This is a genomic window from Pseudomonas sp. BIGb0164, assembly GCF_024810135.1.
GTDB lineage: Bacteria > Pseudomonadota > Gammaproteobacteria > Pseudomonadales > Pseudomonadaceae > Aquipseudomonas.
The window spans coordinates 819,816-843,079 of record NZ_JANUEA010000002.1 but is presented as its reverse complement, the minus strand read 5'-3'; the positions used below and the strand labels follow the sequence as shown (position 1 = coordinate 843,079).

19 protein-coding genes and 1 rRNA gene are annotated in these 23,264 nt (G+C 61.9%); 11 read left to right on the top strand and 9 right to left on the bottom strand.

The genetic code is table 11. From position 1 onward, the window contains the following. The 4 genes from rrf to M2394_RS07810 all read left to right on the top strand — a co-directional run. Positions 1-86 (top strand): 5S ribosomal RNA (rrf, locus tag M2394_RS07825); the annotation flags it as partial. 157 nt (positions 87-243) lie between these two features. Continuing rightward, positions 244-903, top strand: coding sequence for a paraquat-inducible protein A (locus M2394_RS07820; RefSeq protein WP_178919293.1), 660 nt, complete (start codon positions 244-246; stop codon positions 901-903). Continuing rightward, positions 890-1,513 (top strand): paraquat-inducible protein A, encoded by a 624-nt coding sequence (locus M2394_RS07815; RefSeq protein WP_178919291.1) that lies wholly within the window; start codon positions 890-892, stop codon positions 1,511-1,513. The genes M2394_RS07820 and M2394_RS07815 overlap by 14 nt, the downstream gene beginning before the upstream one ends. Further along, complete coding sequence (locus tag M2394_RS07810) at positions 1,506-3,809, top strand: PqiB family protein (protein WP_178919289.1); 2,304 nt, start codon at positions 1,506-1,508, stop codon at positions 3,807-3,809. The genes M2394_RS07815 and M2394_RS07810 overlap by 8 nt, the downstream gene beginning before the upstream one ends. A gap of 152 nt (positions 3,810-3,961) precedes the next feature. Here M2394_RS07810 and mksF read toward each other — a convergent pair whose 3' ends face one another. Genes mksF through mksB form a run of 3 tightly spaced genes read right to left on the bottom strand, consistent with a single transcriptional unit; the run spans position 3,962 to position 8,773 of the window. Further along, positions 3,962-6,802 (bottom strand): Mks condensin complex protein MksF, encoded by a 2,841-nt coding sequence (mksF, locus tag M2394_RS07805; RefSeq protein ID WP_178919287.1) that lies wholly within the window; start codon positions 6,800-6,802, stop codon positions 3,962-3,964. Further along, positions 6,799-7,506, bottom strand: coding sequence for an Mks condensin complex protein MksE (gene mksE / locus M2394_RS07800; RefSeq protein WP_135290752.1), 708 nt, complete (start codon positions 7,504-7,506; stop codon positions 6,799-6,801). Before mksE ends, mksF begins: the two co-directional genes overlap by 4 nt. Next, complete coding sequence (gene mksB, locus M2394_RS07795) at positions 7,496-8,773, bottom strand: Mks condensin complex protein MksB (protein WP_178919285.1); 1,278 nt, start codon at positions 8,771-8,773, stop codon at positions 7,496-7,498. The genes mksE and mksB overlap by 11 nt, the downstream gene beginning before the upstream one ends. Positions 8,774-8,959: 186 nt before the next feature. Here mksB and M2394_RS07790 point away from each other — a divergent pair, with 186 nt between their 5' ends. Then, entirely contained in the window at positions 8,960-9,706 is a 747-nt protein-coding gene (locus M2394_RS07790; RefSeq protein ID WP_178919305.1) for an energy transducer TonB, read from the top strand. After that, positions 9,699-10,151, top strand: a complete 453-nt coding sequence (rimI, locus tag M2394_RS07785) for a ribosomal protein S18-alanine N-acetyltransferase (protein ID WP_005784514.1) — start codon at positions 9,699-9,701, stop codon at positions 10,149-10,151. The genes M2394_RS07790 and rimI overlap by 8 nt, the downstream gene beginning before the upstream one ends. 145 nt (positions 10,152-10,296) lie before the next feature. Here rimI and M2394_RS07780 read toward each other — a convergent pair whose 3' ends face one another. Next, complete coding sequence (locus tag M2394_RS07780) at positions 10,297-10,701, bottom strand: serine kinase/phosphatase (RefSeq protein ID WP_259172021.1); 405 nt, start codon at positions 10,699-10,701, stop codon at positions 10,297-10,299. Positions 10,702-10,855: 154 nt separating this feature from the next. On the opposite strand from M2394_RS07780, the gene can reads away from it, so the two are divergent. Next, a complete protein-coding gene (gene can, locus M2394_RS07775; RefSeq protein ID WP_003188288.1) occupies positions 10,856-11,500 on the top strand; it encodes a carbonate dehydratase in 645 nt (214 codons plus the stop codon). Here the strand turns inward: can and M2394_RS07770 are convergent. The 4 genes from M2394_RS07770 to M2394_RS07755 all read right to left on the bottom strand — a co-directional run bounded on the left by M2394_RS07770 (position 11,497) and on the right by M2394_RS07755 (position 16,761). Beyond that, positions 11,497-12,006 carry an SET domain-containing protein-lysine N-methyltransferase gene (locus tag M2394_RS07770; protein ID WP_259172020.1) on the bottom strand — a complete coding sequence of 170 codons (510 nt, stop codon included), beginning with the start codon at positions 12,004-12,006 and terminating at the stop codon, positions 11,497-11,499. The genes can and M2394_RS07770 overlap by 4 nt on opposite strands. 147 nt (positions 12,007-12,153) lie before the next feature. Then, positions 12,154-13,323 (bottom strand): hypothetical protein, encoded by a 1,170-nt coding sequence (locus tag M2394_RS07765; RefSeq protein ID WP_259172019.1) that lies wholly within the window; start codon positions 13,321-13,323, stop codon positions 12,154-12,156. Between the two features lie 122 nt (positions 13,324-13,445). Continuing rightward, positions 13,446-15,146, bottom strand: coding sequence for an acid phosphatase (gene acpA / locus M2394_RS07760; RefSeq protein WP_259172018.1), 1,701 nt, complete (start codon positions 15,144-15,146; stop codon positions 13,446-13,448). Between the two features lie 196 nt (positions 15,147-15,342). Continuing rightward, entirely contained in the window at positions 15,343-16,761 is a 1,419-nt protein-coding gene (locus tag M2394_RS07755; RefSeq protein ID WP_259172017.1) for a short-chain fatty acid transporter, read from the bottom strand. Between the two features lie 186 nt (positions 16,762-16,947). Between M2394_RS07755 and M2394_RS07750 the strand changes: the two genes are divergently transcribed. Next, positions 16,948-18,237 carry an MFS transporter gene (locus tag M2394_RS07750; protein WP_259172016.1) on the top strand — a complete coding sequence of 430 codons (1,290 nt, stop codon included), beginning with the start codon at positions 16,948-16,950 and terminating at the stop codon, positions 18,235-18,237. Between the two features lie 3 nt (positions 18,238-18,240). Here the strand turns inward: M2394_RS07750 and M2394_RS07745 are convergent, their stop codons facing one another. Continuing rightward, positions 18,241-19,611, bottom strand: coding sequence for a gluconate:H+ symporter (locus M2394_RS07745; RefSeq protein WP_176995235.1), 1,371 nt, complete (start codon positions 19,609-19,611; stop codon positions 18,241-18,243). Between the two features lie 293 nt (positions 19,612-19,904). On the opposite strand from M2394_RS07745, the gene M2394_RS07740 reads away from it, so the two are divergent. The 3 genes from M2394_RS07740 (at position 19,905) to M2394_RS07730 (ending at position 23,253) form a co-directional block, all read left to right on the top strand. Next, positions 19,905-20,810 carry a cation diffusion facilitator family transporter gene (locus M2394_RS07740; protein WP_178919270.1) on the top strand — a complete coding sequence of 302 codons (906 nt, stop codon included), beginning with the start codon at positions 19,905-19,907 and terminating at the stop codon, positions 20,808-20,810. 99 nt (positions 20,811-20,909) lie between these two features. Further along, a complete protein-coding gene (locus M2394_RS07735) occupies positions 20,910-22,130 on the top strand; it encodes a TolC family protein (protein ID WP_259172015.1) in 1,221 nt (406 codons plus the stop codon). Between the two features lie 16 nt (positions 22,131-22,146). After that, complete coding sequence (locus M2394_RS07730; protein ID WP_259172014.1) at positions 22,147-23,253, top strand: efflux RND transporter periplasmic adaptor subunit; 1,107 nt, start codon at positions 22,147-22,149, stop codon at positions 23,251-23,253. Positions 23,254-23,264 lie beyond the last annotated feature (11 nt).

Sequence of the window (23,264 nt, the reverse complement as noted above, 5' to 3'; positions counted from 1 at the left end):
GATCCCATCCCGAACTCAGTAGTGAAACGATGCATCGCCGATGGTAGTGTGGGGTTTCCCCATGTGAGAGTAGGTCATCGTCAAGATTAAATTCCGAAACCCCATTTGCGAAAGCAGATGGGGTTTTGTTTTGGGCGGTCGAAAACCGGATCACTCCACATCCCCCGACAAATTTGCACAGTTATTTCTGAACCAGACCACTAGAATAGCCACCTAACCTTTTTTAGAGTCTGAGCCCTACTTATGCCCGATCCGGTTGATGCCCTCGAGGTGTCGGATTTACCACTGGACGACCTGGTGGCATGCCATGAGTGCGATCTGCTGATGCGCAAACCAGCGCTCGCCCTCGGCGAAAAGGCCCAATGCCCGCGATGCGGTTACGAGCTCTACGCCCACCGTCACAACGTCGTTGAACGCAGCCTCGCGCTGGTGATCGCCGCGTTGCTATTGTTCATTCCTGCGAACTTTTTACCCATCATGCAGCTCAACTTACTTGGGCAGACGTCCGAGGACACGGTATGGAGCGGCGTCGTCGGTCTGTTCGACACAGGCATGCAAGGTGTCTCCGTCGTGGTATTCCTGTGCAGCATGGGGATCCCCTTGCTCAAGCTATTGTGCCAATTAGCCGTGTTGCTCAGCATTCGCTGGAACATCGGCCGCAGCTATGGGCTGCTGCTGTACCGCATCTACCACCACATGAAGGATTGGGGGATGTTGGAGGTCTACTTGATGGGCGTGCTGGTGGCGATCGTAAAACTCGCCGACATGGCCGCCATCACGATTGGCCTCGGGCTGGCCTGCTTTGTCAGCCTATTGATGGTTCAGGTGTTGCTTGAGGTGGTGATGTCGCCCCACCAGATCTGGGAAGCCCTGTCAGGAGAGGACGAACATGCGGGCGATTGATGCAGGCATTCTGATTTGTACCGAATGCCACGAGTTGAACAAACAGGACCCCGACAGCGATGAGCAGATCTGCACCCGCTGCGGTGCGTTGATCCATGCCCGTCGTCCCAACAGTCTCACTCGTACCTGGGCGCTGCTGATTACCGCGGCCATCTTGTACATTCCTGCCAACCTGTTACCGATCATGACCATCAACTCGCTCGGTCAGGGTGACCCCAGTACGATCATGGCCGGGGTGATCCAGTTGATGCAGCATGGCATGTTCCCCATCGCTGCCGTGGTGTTCATCGCCAGCATCCTGGTGCCGACCTTCAAGCTGGTGGGCATCGGTCTGCTACTGTTCTCGGTGCAGCGCCATCAACCGCTGTCTGCGCAACAACGTATTGTGATGTACCGTTTTATCGAGTTCATAGGCCGCTGGTCCATGCTGGATATCTTCGTGATCGCCATCCTGGTGGCGGTTGTAAACTTTGGGCGACTTGCCAGTGTCGAGGCCAACCTCGGCGCTGCCGCGTTCGCCAGTGTGGTGATCTTGACGATGCTTGCCGCAGTAACTTTTGATCCCCGACTGATTTGGGATAACACGGAGTCGGACGACGACCATGAGTGATTTGCCAAAAGCTAAAACCCGCCCGGCCTCCAACTGGTCGGCCATTTGGGTCCTGCCCCTGATTGCGTTGATTATCGGCGGCTGGCTGGGATGGCGTGCCTATACCCAGCAGGGCATCGAAATCCAGGTTCGCTTTGAAAGCGGCGAAGGCATCCAGGTCAACAAGACCGAAGTGGTCTACAAAGGCATGCCGGTGGGCAAGGTCAAGGCCTTGGCCCTGGACGACGAGGGCAACAATCGCGGGGTGATTGCCACCATCGAGATGAACAAGGACGTCGAACAATACCTCAAGACCAACACTCGCTTCTGGCTGGTCAAACCGAGCGTCAGCCTCGCCGGTATCACCGGCTTGGAAACCCTGGTCTCAGGTAACTACATCGCCGCCAGCCCTGGCGATGGTGAGCCCACACGCAAATTCAAGGCGCTCTCCGAAGAGCCGCCGTTGTCCGATGCCAAGCCCGGCCTGCACCTGACGATCAAGGCCGACCGCCTCGGCTCCCTGAACCGCGGCAGCCCGGTGTTCTACAAGCAGATCCAGGTTGGCCAGGTCAAAAGCTACCTGCTGTCCGAAGACCAGAGCACCGTCGAGATCAAGGTCTACATCGAGCCGACCTACGCCAGCCTGGTGCGCAAACACACCCGTTTCTGGAACGCCAGCGGCATCAGCATCGACGCCAACCTCTCCGGCGTAAAAGTGCGCAGCGAATCCCTGTCCAGCATTGTCGCCGGCGGCATCGCCTTCGCCACACCGGAAAACCGCAAGGACAGCCCGCCCACCGACCCAAGCCTGCCGTTCCGCCTGTATGAAGACTTCGACGCCGCCGCAGCGGGCATCAAGGTCAAGGTCAAGCTCACCGACTTCGAAGGCCTGCAAGCCGGGCGCACACCGGTCATGTACAAAGGCATCCAGGTCGGTAGCCTGAAAACCCTGAAGATCGACCCGGACCTGTCCAGCGCCAACGCCGAGCTGACGCTCGACCCATTGGCAGAAGACTACCTGGTACAAGACACCCAGTTCTGGGTGGTCAAACCGTCGATCTCCCTGGCCGGCATCACCGGCCTGGAAGCCTTGGTCAAAGGTAACTACATCGCTATCCGCCCCGGCGACAAAGGCAGCGCGCCCCAGCGCGAATTCGTCGCCCGCGCCAAAGCGCCACCGTTGGACCTGCGCTCCCCAGGCCTGCACATGGTGCTGTTCACCGACAACCTCGGTTCCCTGGATGTGGGCAGCCCGATCCTCTACAAACAGGTCAAGGTCGGTTCGGTGCAGAGCTACCAGTTCTCGCGCAAGAACAAGCAACTGGTGATCGGCGTCCACATCGAGAAGGAATACGAAAACCTGGTCAACGGCTCGACGCGTTTCTGGAACGCCAGCGGCGTCACCCTGACCGGTGGCCTCACCGGCGGCATTCAGGTGAAAAGTGAATCCCTGGCCAGCCTGATGGCTGGTGGTATCGCCTTTGAAACCCCAGAGCCGAACGTGCCGTTGAAAAAGCGCATTCCGCGTTTCCGTCTGTTTGCCGACCGCGAAGCGGCCAATCAACATGGCACCCTGGTCACCATCAAGGTCGATCGCGCCGACGGCCTGCGCCCAGGCACACCGATCCGCTTCAAAGGGCTGGATGTGGGCAAGATCGAGAATGTCGACCTGAGTGCCGACATGCAATCGGTCCTGCTCAGCGCGCGCATTACCCAAGTGGCTGATCGCATTGCACGCACGGGCAGCCAGTTCTGGGTGGTCAAGCCTGAGTTGGGCCTGATGAAAACCTCGAACCTGGAAACGTTGGTCACCGGCCAATACATCGAAGTGCAGCCCGCCGTCAAAAACGCCGGGCCGCAAAAAAGCTTCGTGGCGCTGGCCCAACCACCGGAAGCCGTGCACCAGGAAGAAGGCCTGAGCCTGACGCTCAGCGCTGCACGTCGTGGTTCGTTGAAGGAAGGCGTTCCCGTCACCTACCGTGAAGTGACCGTCGGCAAAGTCACCGGTTACGAGTTGGGCCAGACGGCCGACCGCGTGCTGATCCACATCCTGATCGAACCCAAATACGCACCGCTGGTACGCAGTGGCAGCCGTTTCTGGAACACCAGCGGTTTCGGCCTCGACTTCGGCCTGTTCAAAGGCGCAACGGTGCGCACCGAGTCCCTCGAAACCCTGGTGGCCGGTGGCATTGCCTTTGCGACACCAGACGGCGAGCGCATGGGCAACGCTGCACGGCCGCAGCAAACTTTCCCGCTGTTCGATAAGTTCGAGGATGAGTGGCTGACCTGGGCGCCCAAGATCCCACTCGGCAAATAAACCGCGTCGCCTTCATCGCGGGCAAGCCCGGCTCCCACAGTTGGAATGCGTACCTCTGTGGGAGCGGGCTTGCCCGTGAAGAGGCCAGAACAGGCAATAAAAAAGGCCCCTGGATTCTCATCCAGGGGCCTTTCGCATTTCAGCTGAAAAAATCAGACCTCATCCAACTCCGGCTCATCCGCCTGCACATTCACCGTCGCCTTCACCACATCATGACGACGGATGTACTTCCAATCCGCCTCATCGATATAGATCCCGTTCGGCCCGCTACCGCCCTCCAAGTCGATCGCCACCTGCGCCGACACCTGCGGCTTCACACTCGCCAGGATCGGCACAAAGCCCAACTGCAGGCTGGTTTCCAGCAACGCCGCCTGGTTCTTCTCGTCGATGTCCGCCGCTTCATCGAGGTAGTACGGCAGGCGCACGCGCCCCGCCTGGTCGCGGTCCATCAAGTGCAGCAACAAGTACATGTTGGTCAGCGCCTTGATGGTCATGGTGGTGCCGTTGGACGCCGCACCGTCGATGTCGGTATGAATCACCGGCTGGCCGTGCACCTTGGTGATCTCGAACGCCAGTTCGAACAAGTCCTTGAGGCCCAACTGGTTATGGTTGGCGGCCACCAGGCGAGCCAGGTATTCCTTGGCCTCTTCGTTCTTGTTGTCCTGCTCGGCGCTCTGGCTGAGGTCGAACACCGACAGCGTTTCGCCTTCCTCATACTGGCCGGCACTGTGGATGATCTGGTCGATGTGCTTGAGGGCTTCCTTGTTCGGCGCCAGCACGATGCGGAAGCTCTGCAGGTTGGACACCTGACGCTTGTTGATCTCGCGGTTGAACAACGCCAGTTGGTGCTCAAGGCTGTCGTAGTCGCTGCGGATATTGCGCAGGGTCCGCGCGATATCGGTGACCGCCGCCCGGCGTGCCTTGCCCAGGGTCAGGGCTTCGTCGGTACGGTGCGCATAGGCGTTGATCAGCAGTTGCAGGCGACGCTCAACGTCGTCCTCACTGTCGAACTTGGCCACGCCCTTGAGGCGCACTTGCGCATACAGCGCTTCGATCTGGCCATCAGCGCGCAGCAAGCCTTGCCAGCTGTCCTGATAGTCATTGAGCAGCGGCAGCAGGTTGTCCATGGAGTCGTCGACCGGGTCCATGAACGGTGTACCAAACGGCAAGTCAGCCGGTAGCAGCTGACGACGACGCAAGGCGTCATCCAGGGTGCGCTGCTTGGCTTCCATATCGCCAATCTGGCGGCCCACCAGTTGCAGCTTGGCCGACAGTTGCTGGACGCGCTCGGTAAACGCATCACTGGAGCGTTTCAACTCATCCTGGGCCGCTTCCATCTGCGCCAGGTTTTCGAGTTTCTCGCCTTCCTCTGCGCTCAGGGTTTGTGCGCGGCGGAAGTCTTCCAACGCTTTCTGCGCATCCAGCACCTGCTGGTACAGCGCTTCGGTCTGGGTCTTGCTCGCTGCGCGGTCAGCGGCTACCGCCTGCTGGGTCTTGAGCTGCTTGAGTTCTTTTTCCAGGCGCTCCTTCTGGTCACGCAACGCTGCGCGGTCCGCCAGGGCCTGCAATGCCGGTGGCTCGATGTGCGAGATGTCGATGGACAGCCCCGGCACTTCAAAACGTTCACCCTTGAAGCCATCGAGGATCTGCTCCAAGGATTTAACCCAAAGGCCGTCCTCGTCCAGCGTGATGCCATGCTCGCCCAACGGCAGGCTGAACAACGAACTGTTGAACAGGCGCATCAGACGCTCGACATCCTGCTGTGAGAATTCTTCGCGCAGCTTGGCGTAGCTGTTGTTGTCCGCGTGATCGAGCTGCTGCTTGACCGACTTCAGGCGCTTCTCCAGATCGCGCAAGCGTTCGTCCAAGTCCTCGGCGCTGAACTGCCGCGACTGCGCCAACGCGCCCGCCAGTTCATCGTGAGCATCCTTGGCCGCCAGCAACTGCTGCTCCAGCACCTTCACGTCATCGACCAGTGCAAAGCGATGCTTGAGCACCGACAGCTCGCCCAGCCAACGCTGGATGCCACTGATCTCCCGCTCCAGGCGCATCAGCTCCTGGGTGCCGCCGCGCTGGTCATTCTGCAGCGCGTCCTGCTCGTTACGGTAGTGCTCGGCCTGGATGGTCAGCTCTTCCTTGCGCGCACTGGCGTAGTCCGACCAAGTGCCCAGCAACGAATCCAGCAACGGCGACAGGCGATGCAGTTTGCCGCGCAGGACATCGCGCTGTTTCACCCCATTGGACAGCGCTTCCACCAGCGGCCCGGCGGCCACCAGCGAGTTGTAGTCCTGCTCCATGCGTCGCACATCACGGAAGGCTTCTTCGCACGCGGCGATGTAGTCCACGCTGCCGGAACGCAGGCTGTGTTCGAACGCATCGAGGAACAACTGCTTGAGCTTGGCCGCGGTGATTTCGCGCATGTGCAGCAGGTTGATAAACAGTGCGCGGAAGGTCTTCAGGCTCTGCTCGCTGGTGGAGCGCAGCGGAATCAACGTCAGGTCCAGTGGGATCGACGTGTGGCCACCCACCAGCAACCGGCGCAGTTCATCGGGCTTGAGTTCGTAGGCTTTCAGACCTTCGCGCTCAAGGTTGGTGAACAGCTCCTTCTGGCGCAGGCAGGTGTCGTTCTTCTGGTAGTGCGCCAGATCCAACTTGCCGGCATAGGCAAAGAACTGGTGACCGAAACCGCCGCCCGGACCGCGACCGACCACACCGATCACGTGCGGGCCGTGGGGCAGGGACACTTCCACAAGGATGTAGCTGGTGTCGCTGGCAAAGTAGAACCGGCGCGATTGTTCCAGGGTGTACTTGCCGAAACTCATGTCCGACATGCGTGCCAAAATCGGGAACTGCAAGGCGTTGATCGACGCGGATTTACCTAGGTTGTTCGCGCCATACACCGACAACGGTTCTTCCAGTGGGAACAGGCCCAGGCTGTAGCCGGCGGTGTTCAATAGGGCGAAGCGGCGGATGCCGTAGCGTTCCTTACTCATGCGTCGGTCTCCTGTTCTTCAGCAATGGCACGGGCCAGGGCGTCTTCTTCGCTCTCGTCTGCAAAGTCGCTCAGGTCCAGCGGGTCATCGGTTTTCAGCAGTTTTTCATCGCTGTCTTCATCGATGATCACCGGTGCCGGCAACGGCAACACGCTGTGGACGCTGGCCGCGAGGTCGCGGTCCTGCTGCACCGACAGGCACACGTCGAGGAAGCGGTGCATCGGCGGCAGGAAGCGGTACACGCCGTTGTCTTCGCTGGCAAAGCCCAATTGGGTCATCCGGCGCATGATCTTTTCTTCGAGTTCTTCCTGGGTCTGCACTTCGGCCTGGATAAACAGGTCGCGGTACTTCTCCAGCAATGAGGGCAACTCATCGCGGCCCAGACTGCCACCGTCGAGCACGGCAATCGGGTCGCGGCCCTGGTCGGCCAGGTGCTCGACGATGATGAAGGTGAACAGCGCCAGGCGTTGCGCGGTCTTGTTCACCTGTGCGGCGGCCACGGCAGTGTCCGGCACGAAATAGTAGAAGCCGCGCGTGTCGCACACCAGCTCAAAGCCCAGGGCCTTGAACAGCGTGCGGTACTGGTCTTGGAAGTTCGACAGTTGCGCGTACAGCTCCGGGTCGCGGCGGCTGACGTGGTAACCCTTGAACAGCTCGCGAAAGATCGGCGCCAGCTGGGACAGTTCGGAAAGATCAAGATGCATGAGGTGTGCTCGCGGAATTCTCGGTCGCTTCAACAGCGGCCGGGAGCAGGGCGAAGGAGCGCAGGCTGACCTGGTGCTCGTGTGTGTGGTAATCGCGGCGTTCCAGGCGTTCGCGCTTGAAGCGTTTTTCGCGGGACAGGCGCGAGAACCAGTACAGCAATTCGTCAGTGGCGCCGTTCGGTTCCTGCTCCAGCAGCCAGGTCATCAGGTCCGGCATCGGCAGTGCCTCTTCGCAGCGCTCGAGCATTTCCTTGACCGTGCGCGGTGCGCGCTGGGCGTCGCCTTTGTAGGACTTGTGCGCTTTTGGAAACTTTGCCGGTTTCGGTTCGAAGTTCGCCAGCGCGTACACATAAGCCTCCACCTGGCTCGCGCTGCCCAGAAAGGTGCTTTGCGGGCGGGTGAACATCGGCATGGCCGCCTGAGGCACCGCGTCCAGGCCTTTGCGGCGGATGGCCGACAGGGCCAGCGCCGCGCCACGGGTCACGGCGTTGTGGCGGCGTGCCTCTTCACGCAGGGGCAGCAGCAGTTCCCGCGCATGGCGCAAGGTCAGCTGGGCGCTGGTCTGCATTTCGAGAATGCGCGCGTGGGTGCGCAGCAGCATGTCGTCGTCCACCAGATGGCCTAGGCGCTGTTGCTCAGTCAGAAGGCGCAGCAACACGTTCTCCACCTTGCGCACGCCCTGCTCGAAGGCACCGTCGGCGTTCACCAGCTGGATCATCGGTTCGACGTATTCGTCCCAGGTCGCCAGGACCTCGGCGTAACGCTGGCGCAACGGGATCTGCCGGTCGCTGGTCTTGGCCCGGTCGGCCACGGCGGCGAGGGCCTGTTCGTCGTTGGCGAGTTTTTTCAGCACGTCCCGCACGCGCATGTCGAGCAAGCGCAGCTGGCGGGCCAGGTCGTGGCCATCACGGATGTCGAAGGCGTCCTGGATATAACCGGCCAGGCGCTCAAGGTGGCGCAGGTAGGCTTCGATTTCCAGGCACAGGCCAAGCCGGTGCTCCTTGCGAAGATAGGCCAGGAAGTCGTGGATCTGCGCATTGAGCTCGAAACGGTTCGGGCTCTTGGCGACAGGCACCAGGATATCCAGGCGAATCCACACGTCCAGCAGGCTGGTTATGTCCTGTGGCGTGCTGTCCAGTTGTTGGGCGGCCAATTGTGCGCGCAGTTCGCCCAGGCTCAAGGTGCCTTGGTCGAAGTGTTCGCACAGTGGCTCAAGTAAGGCCCAGTGTTCGGCGAGGGCGCGCAGGACGCGCTTGGGTTCGATCATGGGAAAGGCCGCTGGTTGGCGATGAAAAGTCGCGATTGTACTGCATCGGGCGGGGGATTTATCCACAGCCGGTCAGTGCGCAGTGGGCGATTGTTGCCGAACAGCGGTAGAATCCCCGCTCTTTAGTTATCCACAAGTGGCCGAGCTGTGCTTATCGAGTCCCGACGTCGCGCTTACTTGACCGCCATGCAGGTGGTCAACTGGCTGCCCCGCACCGAATTGCCGTTTGCCGCGCCGTCGCGGCCCGAGCTGCTGGAAGCGCTTGAGCCCTATGAGGCGCTCGAGGCGTCGGGCGAGGAGGCGGCGGCGCCGGTCGCGGTGGCCAAGCCGCCTGCGCCCGTACGTCCGGTGGCGGAACGCGCCAAGATCGAAGTGCCACGCCCTTCGACGGCGGCCAAGGCGACCGTGGTGGCCGAGGAGGCGGCCCCGGTGGTCAAGGCCCCTGTCGTGCCGCCGCCGCGTTTTGCCCTGCAATTGCTGCGCGCCGGGCGCTGCCTGCTGCTGGTGGAACTGCCCACCGGTGAACGCTTCCAGACCCGCGACCCGGCCTACATGCTGCTCAAGGACATGCTGCGCGCCGCCGGCCTGCCCGACAGCCCGCAAATCGTCGGCGATCCGGTGCGCTGGCCGCTTCTGGTACGCGGCAACATGGACCAGGGCCCCGAGGCAGCACGGGATTTTGTGCAAGGTTTTGTGTCGGCACGCCTGGAGGACGAACCCTGCGTGTGCCTGTGGCTGATCGGCCTGCCTGCCGTGCGCTTTGCCGGCGAGGCCAACGCCGAGTCCTGGTATCGCGAGCTGCAGGTCGAAGGCCTGGGCTCGGTATGGGCCCTGCCGGGCCTGGAACTATTAATGGAAGAGCCACAGCGTAAGGCTGATGTCTGGCAAGCCATGCGCCGGCTGATGGCGCGCTGGAAAACAACCGATGAGTGAGGCTTTATCCTTTCGCCCGATGACCGAGGCTGACCTCGACGCGGTGCTGAAAATCGAATACGCGGCCTTCAGCCACCCCTGGACCCGTGGGATCTTTCTCGATGGGTTGGGCAAATACCAGATCTGGCTGATGTTCGAAGGCGAGCAGCAGGTGGGCCACGGCGTGGTGCAGATCATCCTCGATGAAGCGCATCTGCTGAACATCACCGTCAAACCGGAAAACCAGGGCCGTGGCCTTGGCCTGGCGTTGCTGGAACACCTGATGTCGCGTGCCTATGCCGCCAGTGCCCGGGAGTGCTTCCTGGAAGTGCGCGACAGCAATACTGGCGCTTTCCGCCTGTACGAGCGCTACGGTTTCAACGAAATCGGCCGCCGCCGGGATTACTACCCCGCCGTGGGCGGCCGTGAAGACGCGGTTGTCATGGCCTGCACCCTGGTCGATTAACCACACATTTCCAATGTGGACACCGGCCTCTGTGGGAGCCGGGCTTGCCCGCGATGACGGTGTTTCATTCACCGCCGCCTTCGCAGCGATGCGGCGATCCGACAAGCCAGCTCCCACAGGGTTCGCTCGACGATAAATCTATGTATCAAGGTTTACCGTCTATCGGGTCGACATCTGCCAATTCCGCCTCATCCAACCCATTCCCGCCGCCAATCTCATCTTCACCGACGATGCTCAAATCCCAGTCTGCCTGGTTACCCTCGCCAGGCTCGCGGGCATCCCGTGCACCGTCTTCATGGATCAGCGTTTCCGGGCTCAAATCATCGTCCGTCGGCTCGTGATCATCGGTGGATGCGCCGGTAAGCCCGGCCTCACGCACCCGTTCGTCGGGCAGCCGGTGTTCACGTTCACGCCGAGGGATCTCATCGCCGATTTCTGCTGTGGGTTCTTCTTCGTCAAAATCCAGCTCGCGCATCGAACCCATGCGGTCTTCATTGTCATCGATGGGTTCCGGCTGTGTGGCACCGTAGGGACGTCGTGATTCAGTCATGGCCAATCCTCATACTGTGGGGCTTATAGTGTGTGGACAGGCTGCACGGCCCAAAGATTCAAGCGGATTCACGCTTGTTATTCACCGGCAGGGCGTGACCTGGACGTGGGGTTGTCAGTCACAAAACTGCGCATCATTCCTGAGGCTTTCCCTGATGAACGAACTACAAGACCTGCTTGATAACAACGAACGCTGGGCGGACGCGATCAAACAGGAAGATCCCGAATTCTTCGCCAAGCTCGCCCGCCAGCAAACCCCGGAATACCTGTGGATCGGCTGCTCCGACGCCCGTGTACCGGCCAACGAGATCGTCGGCATGCTGCCGGGTGATCTGTTCGTGCACCGCAACGTGGCCAACGTGGTGCTGCACACCGACCTTAACTGCCTGTCGGTGATCCAGTACGCGGTGGACGTGCTCAAGGTCAAACACATTCTCGTCACCGGCCACTACGGCTGCGGCGGCGTACGCGCCTCGATGCAGGACCGCCAGTTCGGCCTGATCGACGGTTGGCTGCGCACCATTCGAGACCTCTACTACGAAAACCGCGATGTGTTGGCCCAGTTGCCGACCGAAGAAGAACGCGTCGACCGCATGTGCGAGCTGAATGTGATTCAGCAAGTGGCCAACGTCGGCCACACCAGCATTGTGCAAAACGCCTGGCACCGTGGGCAGAGCCTGTCGATCCATGGCTGCATCTATGGCATCAAGGACGGTCGCTGGAAGAGCCTGAACACTACCATCAGTGGTTTCGAGCAGTTGCCGCCGCAATATCGCCTGCGTCCGCTGGGCGAAGCTTAAGGCCGGTTACGTTCGTACCACTGCCTGCCTTCGGCGTTAGGGGCTTCCTCGCTTCCGGTGATCCAGCCCCGGCAGTTCTGCTCGCCGCACTGGCAGGCGAATTGCCGGAACAGCACGTCCTCGGTGGTGGCGTAATCCATGGTCAATTGTTCGCCGGCCTCGATGTTACGCACGGTCCAGGCTTCCAGGTAATGCAAGTCGAGGAACACGTTCGGATTGCAGGAATGCATGACCAGGCCAGTGAACCAACAGTCGTACAGGTGGATGCGAGGGGATAACCGCAACGTGTGCACGCGTCGCTCGCTCAGTGCATAACCTGAGATCTTGGCGATGCACACGCGACTGTCAACGGCGACACGTGTCCGGATGCCGGTTTGCATGCCATTGGCCATTTGCATCACTTCAAAGTGCTCAGTCGAGGGGTAGCCCTCCGCCAGTAGCAACTTGAAGGGATAAAGGTAAGTGCTTGTGGCTTTTTTAGCCTTGTCCTTGGCTTTAGTGTTCATGACTCTCCTTGTATAGGCTGCATCGACCTGCGGAGAGTGTCTGACTGCCAGTCTTGCAGCGAATGTGGGCACTTCAAGACTTGCTCAAGTTACAACCAATTTCTACTGTCAAATCTGGCAGTAGAAATTGGTTTTTTTCTGTGTGTCTTACAGCGCCGGGGCCGTGACGGAAGGGGCTGGCGCGGCGCTTTTCAACTGTTTGAGCTGTGCCTTGACGGTGGGCGTGGCGCATTGGGCATTGGCTCGCTCCGGCGACAGGTTGCGTACCGAGGTGTAGAACAGTTCGCAGGTCTGCTCTTTGCGGGTGACCTGCCAGGTGTTCATGCAGGCCTTGAGCAACACGTTCGGATCGCTCGCCGGTTTCTGTCCCATCCCGGCTTGCCAGCAAGCAGCGCTCAGGTCCTGGCCCATCACCTTCAAGCCGGCCTCATCGGCCTTTTGCTCGTTACCGTCATAGGTGTCCGGGTCGGCCGCGTACCAGATGTAACTGGGGTGGTTGGCGCCCAGCACCGACACGGTTTTACCCGCTGCCGGGCTGATCTGCGCCAGGCCGAGCACGCCCACGGTCTGGCCATATTGCTGCTTGATCCAGCTGCGCACCGGCGCGCCGAACGCCACCATCGGCAATGAGCCGCCGGGTTGCAGGCTCAACTCTTTGACCATGCGCGTCTGGTAGTCGGTGAAGTAGCTGTAGACGGTTTCCAAGTCCTTGCCGGCGTTGGACGGCGCGGCGATCGGGGCAATGTCGATGATGGTCTGGTACGCCGGCGTTTCGGTGGCCGGGATGCCGTTGTCGGTGAGCAGGGTGGCCCAGCGGTCGGTGGTCGCCGATTCCAGGTAATCCTGGGCCTGGGTCAGCGAATAATCCGGCGGGAAGTGCAGCAGTTCGATGCTTTTGCGGTTTTCCAGGGCCATGCCCAGCGGCAGGAACAGGTACCAGTTATAGGCCCATTTGCCGTCTGTGTTGAGCTTGCTGGCGCCCTGGTAGGCCAGGTCGGCCGTGTTGAGCAGCGTGGTCAGCGGTTGGCCGTAGTTGTCGGGCACGCCGCTGAAGGTGGCCGACACCTGCCCGTCATGGGTCTTCACACTGACTTTGGCCCGGCTGTAGCCGTCCCGCTGGAGGCTCTGGTTCAAATAATGCTCGGCGGTTTGCTCCAGCGTCCACGGGCGGTAGCAGATCACGTTGCAGTTGTTGGGAAAAGCGAACAGCTGGGTCACACGTTGCGTGCTGCCCAGCGGCACTTCGATGTCGGCCTGTACGACCGCACTGGCCATCAGTGCGGCCAGGGTGAAGGACAACCTGGTCGGTTTAAACATTGTCGGTTCCTTGTCAGCGAAAGCCCGTCTGCGCGGGGTGAAAGCCCACGTGCACACAGTAGCGGTTGACCAGGAAAATCGCGTGCTAAATCGCCAGGTGTGTCGCTATTGGATAAGAAAACCTACAGGGTGAACTGCAACGCGTTGGTCAGATCGCCCATCGGTTTCTGGCCACGGGCGGTCATGGCGTCGTCACGCTGCTTGAGGCCGTCCAACGTCTCCAGTTGGAACACACGGGTGATCAGGCGCAGGATCGACGCCGTGTCGTAAACCGTGTGGTCCACCGTACCCTTGCGTGCAAATGGCGACACCACCAGTGCCGGAATCCGCGTACCCGGGCCCCATCGGTCGCCTTTTGGCGGTGCCACATGGTCCCACCAGCCGCCGTTTTCATCGACGGTCACTACCACCACCATGTTTTTCCACTGCGGGCTTTCCTGCAGCACCTTCAAGGCACGGGCGATATGGCGGTCGCCCGAGGCTACGTCGGCATAGCCTGCGTGCATGTTCAGGTTGCCTTGGGGCTTGTAGAACGTGACGGCGGGCAGCTTGCCGGCCTGGGCATCGGCGAAGAACGTGTTGGTGCTCGACTCATCGCCCAAACCACCGTCGCGCAGGCGTTTGTCTCGCTCGGCGCGGTTTTCCGGCCCTTGTTTCTTGAAGTAGTTGAACGGCTGGTGGTGGTACTGGAAGTTCGGGATCTTGGGGATACCGCCCGAGTCCTTGAACTGGTCCAGCGTGGCCTGCCAGGCTCCTGCATACCACGCCCAGTCGACGTTCTTTTTCGACAGTTTGTCGCCGATGTGCTCGTGGATTTGCGGCACCAGCACGTTGGGCAGATCGGGTTTGGAATAATCCGGGTTTTCCGGGTCGCGGATCCAGGTCGGCCAGTAGGGCGGGGCCAGGGTGTTCACGCCGTAGCCGTCCGGGGTCAGCGCGCTGGGGCCGAACTGCGGCGGGCCGGTCATGGCGCTGGCCGGGGATTTGTCCAGAGGCTTGAGACGCGGATCGGTGGGGTCATCACTTTGCAGCGTGGCGATCTGGGCCTTGGCCACCGATTGCGCGGCATTCGGGTAAAACGGTGCCGTGGCGCTGATCAGGTACTGGTGGTTGAGGAACGAGCCACCAAACGCGCCCTGGAAGAAGTTATCGCAGAGCACAAACTCCTTGGCCACATCCCACAGGCGCAGGGAATAACGACTCTGGGCGTAATACCCCATCACCAGGCCACCGGAGTCGGCCCAGGCGACAAAGTTGTCGTTCTTGCCGCCGTTGATCTGCATCTGGTTCTGATAGAACACGTGCCACAGGTCGCGGGTCACCAGGCTCAAAGGCAGGTCTTCGGCGTTCGGGCCCTTGAGGGCGAAGGGCGCGTTGGGCAGGTTTTCCTGGAATTGCACTTCGCTGGGGTAGGTCACCCCGTCCACGCTTTGCGGGCCGACTTGCAACACGCCGCCCCAGGCTGGAGGCAGGGTGGTCAGCAGGCTGCCGTCGCGGTCGCGTTGTTGCACGTCGGCCGCAGAAAGGGCGGACAGAGGCTTCTCGACACCGGGGAAGTCAGCAAACAGGTTGTTGAAACTGCGGTTCTCGGCATAGATCACCACCACGGTTTTCACCTGGTCGTGCAGGGCCTTGTCCAGCTCTTGCGGGGTGAGCGGTCGCGCCACCGGCTTGCCCGGTGCTTCGCTGGTGTTGCCGCACGCACTCAAGGTGGCGCCGACCCCCAGCACTGCCGCGCCTCCCAGGAAACGCCGGCGGCTGGTGTCAACCGGCGCCTGGTCTGCGGAATCGGGGGAAGGGCGGTCTTCGTGCTCATCACTCATTGCTGGGAGTCCTTGCTGGCGAGATGTTGCAAGATATTTCGCAGGACGGTAACAACGCAATGTGACGGAAAGAAGACAACGATTCGAACGCCCGCCCTTTGTAGTGAGCGGGCTCGCCCCGCGCGGCGGTGTATCAGATAAGCACAATGCGCCTGACACGCCGCCGCGCGGGGCAAGCCCGCTCACTACAGTCGGGTTAGGGCATGACGGGCGGCAAGTACTTCAACGTCGTCCCCAACGCCCACAACAGGAACAGCACCAACGGTGTGTGCACCAGCAACTGCACAAACGAGAACCCGATCAGGTCTCGCGCCTTCAACCCCAGTACGCCCAGCAGCGGCAACATATAGAACGGGTTGATCAGGTTCGGCAGCGCCTCGGCAGCGTTGTAGATCTGCACCGCCCAGCCCAGGTGGTATTGCAGGTCATTGGCCACCTGCATCACGTAAGGCGCTTCGATGATCCACTTGCCGCCACCCGACGGGATAAAGAAGCCCAGCACTGCCGAGTACACGCCCATCAACAAGGCATAGGTGTCGTGGGAGGCGATGGAGGTGAAGAACAGCGAGATATGGTGCGCCAGGGTCTGGCCGTCGCCGCCCTTGACCACGGTCATCAGCGCCGCAATCGAGCCATACAGCGGGAACTGGATCAGCACGCCCGTGGTGGTCGGCACCGCACGCGCCACGGCATCAAGGAAGCTGCGCGGGCGCCAGTGCAGCAGCGCACCGACCATGATGAACAGGAAGTTGTAGGTGTTGAGCCCCGAGATGGCGCTGATCGCCGGCTTGGTCGAAAACTCGTGAAACAACCAACCTGCCGCCAGCAACGCCAGCAGGATGGTCAGCAACGGGCTGTGTTCCAGCCATTCGCCAGGGCGGGTAGGCGCTTGTACCTTGGGCAGATTGAACGCCGGGTCGACGCCGCAAGCCTTGGCATCACGGGCGCTGTTCGGCCCCGGTGCGGTGGCGTAGGCGATGATCAGCGAGACCACGATGAGTGCCAACAGCAGCACGCCCGATTGCCACAGGAAGATGGTGTCGGTGAACGGGATCACCCCGGTAATCGACAAAATCGACGGCGGCAGGCTTGCCGGGTTGGCCTGCAATTGCGCGGCTGACGACGACAGTCCCAAGGCCCACACGGCCCCAAGACCCAAGTAGGCCGCAGCGCCGGCAGCGCGGTAATCCATGCGCAAATCGGTGCGACGGGCCAGCGCACGCACCAGCAAACCACCAAACACCAGGGACAGGCCCCAGTTCAGCAGGGACGCAACCATGGAGATCAACGCCACCCACGCCACGGCCGAGCGGCCGTTCTTGGGGATGCGCGCCAGGCGGTCGATCAGCTTCACCGCAGGCGGGGAGCTGGCGACCACGTAACCGCCGATCACCACAAAGGCCATCTGCATGGTGAACGGGATCAGGCTCCAGAACCCGTCGCCAAAGGCCTTGGCGGCTTCGGCCGGCGCAGCGCCCATGCCCAGGGTCGCCACGGCGACAATAATCACGGCGAGGGCGGCGAACACCCAGGAATCTGGAAACCAGCGCTCGGCAAAGTTGGAGCAACGCAGGGCAAATCGGGCATAGCGGCTTTCTTCGATAGCATCGGCCACGAGTCATTCCTCTTGTATTTATTATGGGGGTTGGCAGTTTTACGGCATGTTCCGCTACGGCCATTGATATGGGAATGCAGTTATCTTCATCGATCAATGAGGAAAACAAATATATCTGTCGTGATTGCCATCACTCGGCCCAGCTCATAACCTGCACGCCATTTTGTTTGTCTGCCGAGCCTTGTCATGACTGCCACCTCTTTCCCACGGGCGCAGCGTTTTTCCCGCTCCGACTACAAAACCCTGGGCCTGGCCGCCCTGGGCGGGGCCCTGGAAATCTACGACTTCATCATCTTCGTGTTCTTCGCGCTGACCCTCAGCCAACTGTTCTTCCCGCCGGAAATGCCCGAGTGGCTACGCCTGCTGCAAAGCTTCGGCATCTTCGTCACCGGCTACCTGGCGCGGCCACTGGGCGGCATCCTGATGGCGCATTTCGCAGATCACCTGGGGCGCAAACGGGTGTTCAGCCTGAGTATCCTGATGATGGCGCTGCCCTGCCTGCTGATTGGCGTCATGCCAACCTACGCGCAAATCGGCTATTTCGCCCCATTGATCCTGCTGGCGTTGCGCGTGCTGCAAGGGGCCGCCGTGGGTGGTGAAGTGCCGAGCGCCTGGACCTTCGTCGCCGAACACGCGCCGAGAAACCATCGCGGCTACGCCCTGGGCTTCCTGCAAGCCGGCCTGACCTTTGGCTACCTGCTCGGCGCACTGACCGCCACGCTGCTGGCGCAAGTTTTCACCCCGGCCGAAATCCTCGACTACGCCTGGCGCTTCCCCTTCCTGCTCGGCGGCGTGTTTGGTGTGATCGGCGTGTGGCTGCGCCGCTGGCTCAGCGAAACCCCGGTGTTCCTCGACATGCAGGCCCGCCGCCAGGCCGCCGCCGAACTGCCGTTGCGCACGGTGCTGCGCGACCACCGCGCCGTACTGCTGCCGGCAATGATCCTCACCTGTGTGCTCACCTCCGCCGTGGTCGTGCTGGTGGTCATCACCCCGACCATGATGCAGAAAACCTTCGGCATGAGCCCCAGCCACACCTTCGCCTTGAGCGCCTTGGGCATCGTGTTCCTGAACATCGGCTGCGTGCTCGCCGGCCTGCTGGTGGACCGCATCGGCGCCTGGCGCGCGGTGCTGGTCTACAGCCTGCTGCTACCGGTGGGGATTGCCGTGTTGTACGCCAGCCTCATCGCCGGTGGCGTCTGGCTGGGCGCGGCGTATGCCGTGGCGGGCTTGAGTTGCGGGGTGGTCGGCGCGGTGCCGTCGGTGATGGTCGGCCTGTTCCCGGCGCAGGTGCGGGTGTCGGGCATTTCCTTCACCTACAACATTGCCTACGCACTGTGGGCGAGCACCACGCCGCTGCTGCTGATCGCGCTGATGCCGACCAGCCCGTGGATCTGCGTGGGCTATTGCGTGGTGATGGGGGCGGTGGGCGTGGTGAGTGTGGCGCTGTTTGGCAAGCGCCACACCTTGGCCGCCTAGGACTCAGGTCAGGAAATGCCAGAGCAACAACGTACCGATCAAGCCGACGACTGAAACGATGGTCTGCAACACCGACCACACCCAGATCGTCTGCTTTAACTGCAGGCCGAAATACTCGCGCACCATCCAGAACCCGGCGTCGTTGACGTGGCAGAAGAACACCGAGCCGGCGCCAATCGCCAGCGCCACCAGTGAGCTTTGCGTCGCCGCCAGCCCCGCCATCATCGGCGCGAGGATGCCCGCCGTGGTGGTGGTGGCGACGGTGGCCGAGCCGGTGGCCTGGCGCAAGGCCACGGCGATCAACCAGGCCAGCAGCAGGTACGGCATGTGCGCACCTTCGGCGACTTTACTGATGGTCTGGCTGACGCCCGCGTCCAGCAAGGTTTGCTTGAGGCCGCCACCGGCGCCGATGGTCAGCAGCAGCACGGCGATTGGCGCGAGGGCCTTGCGCAGGGTGTTGCCGACTTCGGCACGCGGCATGCCGGCAGCCCAGCCCAGGCAGATCACGGCGGCGATTACGGCCAGGCCGAGGGCGATCAGCGGTTCACCGAGGAACTTCAAGGTCAGCGCCACCGGGCTTTCCGGTGACATGGCGACCTTGGCCAGGGTGCTGCCGAGCATCAGGATCACCGGCAACAAAATAATCAGCAACGACACGCCGAAGCTCGGCTGGCGCGGCGCTTTAGGCGGTGCGCTGAACAGTGCGCCGATGTCGGCGGGTTCATCCACGTGCAGGCGCTTGGACAACCAGTTGCCGTAGATCGGGCCGGCCAGGATCACCGCCGGCACCGCCAGGCAGAAGCCCAGCAACATGGTCAGGCCCAAATCGGCATGCAGCGCACCCACCGCAATCAGCGGGCCTGGGTGCGGCGGCATCAGGGCGTGCAGGGTGGTCATGCCGGCCAGCGCCGGGATGGCGATTTTCAGCAGTGGCAGGTTCGAACGTTTGGCCATCACGAAGATGATCGGCACCATCATCACCAGGCCCACTTCGAAGAACAGCGGCAGCCCGATCACCATGGCCACCAGCGCCATGACCCAGGGCAACGACTTGCCCTTGCCCAGGCCGAGCAGGGTGGTGGCGATGCGGTCGGCGGCGCCGGACTCTGCCATCAGGGCGCCGAGCATCGAGCCCAGGGCAATGATGATGCCGGCTTCACCCAGGATCGCGCCGGCACCCTTGCTGAACGCCTTGGCGACTTCTTCCGGTGGCAGCCCGGCGCCGACACCGGCGATGAAGGTGCCAATCAGGATCGACAGGAACGGCGGCAACTTGGTCGCGCTGATCAGTACGATGATGCTGGCGATGGCCAGCAGTACACAAAACATGAGGCGGGTGTCGTGAACCATCCACGCGGCAGTCGATAACTCCAAAACGGAACTCCTTATCGAACAGGTTGGCTAATTTGTTTCTTTTTGTTTCCTGCACGAAAAGCATACCTGATAGAACCGTGGCAGAGCGCCCGTGTGCGATTTTGGTGCGGCAAAAATAACGCCGGACTGGCGGCCGGATGACAAATCCGCAAGGCATGCCACTTTTTGGCGTCAGGACTCTATCTTTGTAGGAGCCGGCTTGCCGGCGATGCCGCCCGCAAGGTCGACGCAATCCCCAAAACCGTTATCGCCGGCAAGCCGGCGCCTACATAACGAATCAGGAGTACCGCTTCATGAGCGCAGGACACAACCACGCCCAGGTACGCGCCGGCCACGAGCGCAAGTTATGGATGGCCCTGTGCCTGACGGGCAGCTTCATGATCGCTGAAGTGATCGGTGCCTTCGTCACCGGCAGCCTGGCGCTGTTGTCCGACGCGGCGCACATGATGACCGACGCCCTGGCCCTGGCGATTTCCCTGGTGGCCATCCAGGTCGCCAAGCGCCCGGCCGACCGCAAGCGCACCTTCGGCTATGCGCGCTTCGAGATCCTGGCGGCGGCGTTCAATGCGTTGCTGCTGTTCGCCGTGGCGTTCTACATCCTGTATGAGGCCTACCAGCGGCTGCAGGCGCCGGCTGAGATCCAGTCCACCGGCATGCTGGTGATTGCGGTGCTGGGGCTGATCGTCAACCTGATCTCCATGCGCCTGCTCAGCGCTGCCAGTGGCGAGAGCCTCAACGTCAAGGGCGCCTACCTGGAGGTGTGGAGCGACATGCTCGGCTCCATCGGAGTTATCATCGCGGCGGTGGTGATCATGCTCACCGGTTGGGGCTGGGTCGATTCTCTGGTGGCGGCGGCCATTGGTTTCTGGGTGCTGCCACGCACCTGGACGCTGCTCAAGGAAAGCATGAACGTGCTGCTGCAAGGTGTGCCCGATGGCGTGGATATCGATCAGGTCGAGCAGCGCATTCGCAGTGTGCCGGGGGTCAAGGACGTGCACGACTTGCACATCTGGGCCCTGACCAGCGGCAAGAATGTGCTGAGCACGCACCTGGTCGCCGATGCGTCCCAAGGCTCCGAGCAACAGATCCTCAGTCGAGTGACGGAGTTGCTGCACGAACAATTCGATATTTCCCACGCCACCATTCAGGTCGAGGGCGAAGGGTTCCAGCACGATGAGCATGACGAGGTGCATGCCTGACGGATTTGTAATCTTTCCTCCACCGCCGCGATAAGTGCCGAACGCTACAGTGCCCCCGCTGGGAAACCTCAGCAATTTCATGGGCGTGGAACTCTCGTTATGGCACTTTTGCTTAGAACACTGTTGGGGGCGGCGGCCTTGTGGGCAGCCGCCAGTGCCGTCCAAGCACAAACCCTCACCCTCGACTCGGCCCTGCAAACCGCCTTCGCCAACAACCCGGACCTGGCGGCTGCGCAATGGGAAATCGACATCGCCAGGGGCGGTCGCCAGCAAGCGGGGTTGATCCCCAACCCGGTGGTTTCGCTGGATGCCGAAGACACCCGCCGCGACACCCGCACCACCACCCTCAAGCTCAGCCAGACCCTGGAACTGGGCGGCAAGCGTGGCGCGCGTATCGACGTGGCGACCCGGGCCCAGGACGCGGCGGCGCTGACCCTGGAGCAGCGGCGCAACGGCTTGCGCGCCGAGGTGATCGACAGCTATTACAGCGCCCTGCGCGCCCAGGAGCGCCTTGATCTGGCGCAGCGCTCGCTGGCCCTGGCCGAGCGCGGCCTGGTGGTCGCCAATGGGCGTGTGACAGCGGGCAAATCGTCGCCGGTGGAAGCCACCCGCGCTCAGGTGCAACTGTCGGAAATACGCCTGGAACTGAACCGCGCCGAGGTCGGTCTCTCCGACGCCTATCGTCGCCTGGCCGCCAGCACCGGCAGCGCCGCCATCGACTTCCAGGCTGTTGCGACGCCCACCCAAGTGGCACCGCAGTTGCCCGCCTCGGCCCAGTTGCTGGCACGCCTGGAACACACCACCGAACTGCGCCTGGCCGAACTGCAGATCCTGCAAAGCGAAGCCAGCGTCGGCCTGGAAAAAGCCCAGCGCATTCCTGACCTCGACCTGTCCATCGGCAGTCAATACGACGCCAGTGCGCGCGAGCGGGTGAACCTGATCGGCGTGTCGATGCCCATTCCGTTGTTCAACCGCAACCAGGGCAGCGTACTCGCGGCGAGCCGTCGTGCCGACCAGGCCCGCGACCTGCGCAACGCCACCGAGCTTCGCCTGCGCACCGAAACCCGCCAGGCCCTGGACCTGTGGCAAACCGCGAACACTGAAGTGCGTGCGTTCAACCAGCAGATCCTGCCGGCCGCGCAACGTGCGGTGGACAGTGCCACCCGTGGCTTCGAGATGGGCAAGTTCAACTTCCTCGACGTGCTCGACGCCCAGCGCACCTTGATCGCAGCCCGCACCCAATACCTCGCGGCCACCGCCCAGGCCACCGACGCCTGGGTGCGCATCGAACGAATCTACGGCGACCTCGCCCGGTTTTGATTTTCTGGAGTCCTCTATGAACCCTAAACATGGCGTGGCGCTTGCCGTCGCCCTCGGCCTGATGCTGTCCGGTTTTGCCACGGCCGACGAAGAAGAAGGCGCACTTGAACTCACCGAACAGCAGATCCAGGCGGCCGGCATTCAGCTTGCTCAGGCGCAGCCCCGTGCGATCAGCACGATGCTCACGCTGCCCGGCGAAGTGCGTTTCGACGAAGACCGTACCTCGCACATCGTGCCCCGTGCGGCAGGCGTGGTGGAGTCGGTGAAGGTCAATCTTGGCCAGTCGGTAAAGAAGGGCGAGGTGCTGGCAGTGATCGCCAGCCAGCAGATTTCCGACCAACGCAGCGAGTTGGCGGCCAGCGAACGTCGGGTCGAACTGGCCCGCACCACCTTGCAGCGTGAGCGTCAGTTGTGGCAGGACAAAATCTCCGCCGAGCAGGATTACCTGCTGGCGCGCCAGGCCCAGCAGGAAGCCGAAATCGCCCTGAACAATGCGCGCCAGAAGATGAACGCCCTCAGCGGCAGCGCGGTGTTGGTGGGCGGCAATCGCTATGAATTGCGTGCGCCGTTCGCCGGCACCGTGGTGGAAAAACACCTGGGCGTGGGCGAGGTGGTCAGCGAAACCAGCAACGCCTTTACCCTCTCGGACCTGTCTCAGGTGTGGGTCACCTTCGGCGTGTTTCCCAAGGACTTGAACAAGGTGCGTGTCGGCAAACCGGTGACCGTCAGCTCCACGGAAATGGGCACCGAGGTGCAAGGCACCGTGGCCTATGTCGGCAACCTGCTCGGTGAGCAAACCCGCACCGCCACCGTGCGCGTGACCGTGCCCAACCCCGATGACGCCTGGCGCCCCGGCCTGTTTGTGTCGGTACAAGTGGCCACCGACACCTACCAGGCCAAAGTCACCGTGCCGCAGGCCGCGATCCAGACTGTCGAGGACAAACCCTCGGTGTTCGTGCGCACCCCGGACGGTTTTATCACCCGCCATCTGGAACTGGGCGTCAGCGAAAACGGTTACGTCGAAGTGCGCCAGGGCCTCGACGCCGGGGCACAGGTGGCCACGGTCGGCAGCTTCATCCTCAAGTCCGAACTGGGCAAAGGCTCGGCCGAACACGCCCATTGATCCTGCGAGTG